Below are 5251 nucleotides of genomic sequence, written 5' to 3'. Positions count from 1 at the left end.
CAGGCGACCCTCCTGCCACGGACAAGCCGTGGCCGCACACGACCATAGGAGGTGATGGGTTCCTTATGCGTCCATACGAAATCATGGTCATCCTCGACCCCACGCTCGATGAGCGGACAGTTGCTCCGTCGCTGGAGACGTTCCTGAACGTCATCCGCAAGGACGGTGGCACCGTCGAGAAGATCGACATCTGGGGCCGTCGCCGGTTGGCGTACGAGATCCTCAAGCACCCCGAGGGCATCTACGCCGTCATCGACGTCAAGGCCGAGCCGGCCACGGTGTCCGAGCTGGATCGTCAGCTGAGCCTGAACGAGTCAGTGCTGCGCACCAAGGTGATGCGGACCGACAAGCACTGAGCCCAATGGGCTAGTGCACGTCAGAGTGGTTCCGTAGGCTCGCCTGCGACTCGCTCTGAAGCGACCGCACGCCAACAACACAGCACAGGAGGACCTCGTGGCTGGTGACACCATCCTCACCGTCGTCGGAAACCTGACCGCCGACCCCGAACTGCGGTTCACGCCGTCCGGGGCTGCCGTCGCCAACTTCACGGTGGCGTCCACGCCTCGGATGATGGACCGTCAGACGAACGAATGGAAAGACGGCGACCCGCTCTTCATGCGGTGCAGCATCTGGCGCGAAGCTGCCGAGAACGTGGCCGAAAGCCTCACTCGCGGTTCACGGGTGATCGTGACCGGGCGTCTCAAGCAGCGGTCCTACGAAACCCGTGAGGGCGAGAAGCGCACCGTCGTCGAGCTCGAGGTCGACGAGATCGGCCCGTCACTGAGGTACGCGACGGCCAAGGTGAATAAGGCCAGCCGAAGCGGCGGCGGGGGCGGCGGCTTCGGCGGCGGTGGCGGTTCCCGTGCTGCTGCCAACAGTGGTCCCAACGATGGCCCCAAGGACGACCCGTGGGGCAGCGCCCCGGCGTCGGGGTCGTTCAACGGTGCTGACGAAGAACCTCCGTTCTGACCCATAGTTTCCCGCGGTGTCTGCACACCGCAATGCATTGAGAAAGAGATAGATACATGGCTAAGTCCTCATCCACGAAGAGGCGTCCGGCCCCAGAAAAGCCGGTAAAGACCCGCAAGTGCGCGTTCTGCTCTAAGAAGGGCAAGAACGTGCTGATCGACTACAAGGACACCGCGTTGCTGCGGACCTACATCAGCGAGCGCGGCAAGATCCGTGCCCGCCGGGTCACCGGCAACTGCGTGCAGCACCAGCGCGACATCGCGATCGCCGTCAAGAACGCCCGCGAGGTGGCTCTGCTGCCGTTCAGCGCGGCATCGCGCTAGACCGGAACCGGAAAGACATTCACATGAAACTGATTCTGACCGCTGAGGTCGACCACCTGGGTTCGGCCGGCGAGACCGTCGAGGTGAAGGACGGCTACGGCCGCAACTTCCTGCTTCCTCGCGGGTTGGCCATCGTCGCGTCCCGCGGGGCCGAGCGCCAGGCCGAGGAGATCCGCAAGGCACGCGAGGTCAAGACCGTTCGCGACCTGGACCACGCCAAGGAGCTCCAGACCGCCCTCGAGGCGCTCGGGCCGGTGTCGCTACCGGTGCGGACCGCTGGAGTCAGCGGCAAGCTGTTCGGCTCGGTCGCCACCGGTGACATCGTCGCTGCCATCAAGAAGGCCGGCGGCCCTAACCTGGACCGCAGAACCGTCCAGCTGCCCAAGGCCCACATCAAGGCCCTCGGCACCTACGCCGTTGCGGTGCAGCTGCACCCCGAGGTCAGCGTCCCGGTGTCGCTGAATGTAGTCGCCGAGTAGCAACAACAGCGTCAATACGCCCGGGTGAAGCCATGATCGGCCTTCACCCGGGCGTTGCTGTACGTCCTGGCGAACATCACTCCGGGATCTCGGCCCAGCGAAGCTAACCTGCTGTTAACCTGTTGGGCGCATAGGCGCAACACAACACGCCCGACAAGGCAACCCCGGGCGACACGCCGAATGAATTCGCATCCACAGCTCGCCATGGCCTTTGTGATGCCCTTATCTGCGTGGATGCCGAAAAGTTGCATGGTTGTGCACAGGTTGTCCCCAACGGTTCAACATGCCCCACCGGCGCTATCCACAGCCCATCCACAGGTTCGTTAACAGGGACGGCTTGCGCGGCCTCCAGCAACGTCTAGCGTGAGCCGTCGCATGTTGTTCCGGCGTCTTCGCAGCGGAAGGCCGTCGGGGGGCTGATCTACAGTCGAATGCATGTTCGACTTCGAGCAGGACGTGCAGGGAGGTGGAACGCTTAGTGGCCGTCGTCGATGACCTGGGCCGTTCGGGGGGCCACGGTGGAGGTCGTTCGGATATGGATGGGGCGCCGCCCAGTGAGGACTACGGGCGCCAGCCTCCGCAGGACATGGCCGCCGAACAGTCGGTGCTCGGCGGCATGCTGCTCTCCAAGGACGCCATCGCCGACGTGCTGGAGCGGCTGCGGCCGGGGGACTTCTACAGGCCCGCGCATCAGAGCGTTTATGACGCGATCCTCGACCTGTACGGCCGGGGTGAGCCCGCCGACGCCATCACCGTCTCCGCCGAGCTCGATCGCCGCGGCCTGCTCAAGCGCATCGGCGGGGCGCCGTATCTGCACACCCTGATCTCGACGGTGCCCACCGCGGCCAACGCCGGGTACTACGCGGGCATCGTCGCGGAGAAGTCGCTGCTGCGCCGCCTCGTGGAGGCAGGCACGCGGGTCGTGCAGTACGGGTACGCCGGGGCCGACGGAGCGGACGTCGCCGACATCGTGGACCGCGCCCAGGCCGAGATTTACGACGTCACCGAGCGGCGCACCACCGAGGACTTCGTCGTCCTCGAGCAGCTGCTGCAGCCGACGATGGACGAGATCGACGCCATCGCCTCCCAGGGCGGCGTCGCCCGCGGTGTGGCCACGGGATTCGTCGAACTCGACGAGGTGACCAACGGTCTGCACCCCGGTCAGATGATCGTCGTGGCGGCTAGGCCTGGAGTGGGGAAGGCGCTCGCCGTGGACACGCCACTGCCGACGCCGACGGGGTGGACCACGATGGGCGAGGTCCAGCCAGGGGATCAGCTGATCGGACCCGACGGCGAGCCGACGCGCGTCGTCGCGGCGACCGAGGTGATGACCGGACGCCCCTGCTACGAGGTCGAGTTCTCCGACGGCACGGTCATCGTCGCGGATGAGCAGCACCAGTGGCTCACGGACACCCGCGCTTCGCGAAAGTCTGCGCAGGCCGCTGCGGCTGGTTACAACAGAAGCAAGAATCAGCGCACGTTCGCCGCCGTGCGGACCACCCGCGACATCGCGGGGACACTGCGCTGCCCCACAATCGACCAACGCCTGAACCACTCGGTCGCGAACGCGGAGGCCGTCCAGGGACCTGAGCGCGTATTCCTCGTTCCGCCATACACACTGGGTGCCTGGCTCGGCGACGGCACTACGGCCGCTGCCCAGATCACCACGGCTGACCCCGAGATCGTCATGCGTATCGAGGCAGAAGGTCTGGTCGCACGCAAGTCTGCGTCAGCCGTCTACCGCTATCAACTGCTCATGCCCGAGTCGCCCGTCTTCGCCGCGCGGGCGTGTGTCGTGTGCGGCAACCAGTTCGTGCCCCAGACGAGTCAGGTCCGGACGTGCGGTCGCAGCTGTGGCGGACGCGCACGGTTCATCTCGGAAGCCGTTCCTGCACCGCGTTGTGCACGCTGCGGTCGCTCGTCGTGCGGATTGCAGCTGTGCCAGTCGTCCCGCAACGCCGTGGGCACTCTGCAGGGCAGACTGCGGACCGTTGGCGTGCTCGGCAACAAGCACATCCCCGTCGGCTACCTGCGCGCGTCGGAGACACAACGGCGGTCCCTGTTGGCCGGCCTCCTCGACACCGACGGAACGGTGACTGGTGGCGGTTCCGTGCAGTTCTCAGTCACAGACCCGCGGCTGGCAGCCGACGTCGCCGAACTGGTCGTAAGCCTGGGCTATCGCTGCCAGACGTCGATCAAGAGGGTGAAGGGGCGTATCGAAGCGTCGTCAGTGGCTTACACGCTGACGTTCGCCACTGAGGACGAGGTCTTCGGGCTGCACCGAAAGTCATTGCTGCACAAGGAACGTCGTGCCGCCGCCAACACTGTTCGGTCCGGGTCGAGGTTCATCGTCGACGTCCGTCGTGTCGAGAGCGTGCCGGTGCGTTGTGTCGAGGTCGACAACGTCAGCCATATGTACCTGGCGAGCCGCGCGATGGTGCCGACCCATAATTCGACGCTGGGCCTGGACTTCCTACGGTCGTGTTCGATCAAGCACCGGATGTCGAGCGTGATCTTCTCGTTGGAGATGAGCAAGTCCGAGATCGTCATGCGCCTGTTGTCGGCCGAGGCGAAGATCAAGCTCGCCGACATGCGGTCCGGGCGCATGAGCGACGACGACTGGACGCGCCTGGCTCGTCGGATGAGTGAGATCAGTGAGGCGCCGCTCTACATCGACGATTCGCCGAACTTGACGATGATGGAGATCCGCGCCAAGGCACGACGGCTACACCAGAAGGCCGACCTGCGGCTGATCGTCGTCGACTATCTGCAGTTGATGACGTCGGGCAAGAAGGTCGAGTCCCGTCAGCAGGAAGTGTCCGAGTTCTCCAGGCAGATCAAGCTTTTGGCCAAGGAGCTTGGGGTTCCCGTCGTGGCGATGAGCCAGCTGAATCGCGGTCCGGAGCAGCGCACCGACAAGAAGCCGATGCTGTCTGACCTGCGCGAAAGCGGCAGTATAGAGCAGGATGCCGACATGGTTATACTTCTGCATCGGCCGGACGCGTTCGAGCGTGATGACCCGCGCGGCGGCGAGGCGGACCTGATCATCGCCAAGCACCGCGCCGGTCCGACGAAGACCATTACCGTTGCGCACCAACTGCATTTGTCGCGATTTACGAACATGGCGCACTAAAGGCGTGTGGCGGTATACTTAAAAATGCCCGTGTAGCGCCTCATTCTGCGTTGCATTTTCTCAGTACCAGTTGCCAATTCAGTGTTCAGTGTGAGACTGCCCAGGTCAGGGCGTTGCGGCATAACGCATTTCGTAGGAAATGAAGCGTTCCGTGAGACAAACCGGGCGGAGATGGTCATGAGACGGCGTGCAAACCTGCAGGTTAGCGCGGACCATAGATGTCATCGAAGGCGAGAACCTACAGCCCGGACCTCGACGGATTGTCCTGGCCGGCAGGCAGGAGTGTGGGTTCACACGTCATTGCCCGAATCTGCAGGAGCTTTGGTTTGATCTGACTCGCAGTCGTT

At 64.3% G+C, this 5251-nt stretch carries 5 protein-coding genes; all 5 read left to right on the top strand.

Annotated elements, in window-relative coordinates; translation table 11 throughout:
• Window positions 1-65: 65 nt before the first annotated feature.
• The gene (gene rpsF / locus QOI01_RS27950; protein WP_140689897.1) at window positions 66-356 is read left to right on the top strand and encodes a 30S ribosomal protein S6; all 291 of its coding nucleotides are present in this window, start codon (window positions 66-68) and stop codon (window positions 354-356) included.
• A gap of 97 nt (window positions 357-453) precedes the next feature.
• Window positions 454-969 (top strand): single-stranded DNA-binding protein, encoded by a 516-nt coding sequence (gene ssb / locus QOI01_RS27945; RefSeq protein WP_526386402.1) that lies wholly within the window; start codon window positions 454-456, stop codon window positions 967-969.
• Window positions 970-1025: 56 nt separating this feature from the next.
• Window positions 1026-1292, top strand: a complete 267-nt coding sequence (rpsR, locus tag QOI01_RS27940; protein ID WP_526386401.1) for a 30S ribosomal protein S18 — start codon at window positions 1026-1028, stop codon at window positions 1290-1292.
• Between the two features lie 23 nt (window positions 1293-1315).
• Window positions 1316-1771: a 50S ribosomal protein L9 gene (gene rplI, locus QOI01_RS27935; RefSeq protein ID WP_526386400.1), complete on the top strand. Its 456-nt coding sequence runs from the start codon at window positions 1316-1318 to the stop codon at window positions 1769-1771.
• A 478-nt stretch (window positions 1772-2249) separates the two neighbouring features.
• Window positions 2250-4904, top strand: coding sequence for a replicative DNA helicase (dnaB, locus tag QOI01_RS27930; protein WP_526386399.1), 2655 nt, complete (start codon window positions 2250-2252; stop codon window positions 4902-4904).
• The last annotated feature ends 347 nt before the right edge of the window (window positions 4905-5251 follow it).

Source organism: Mycobacterium sp. (genome assembly GCF_032162605.1).
Taxonomy (GTDB): Bacteria; Actinomycetota; Actinomycetes; order Mycobacteriales; family Mycobacteriaceae; genus Mycobacterium.
Note: the sequence above shows the minus strand (reverse complement) of the source record. Positions and strands in the feature narration are given on the sequence as shown.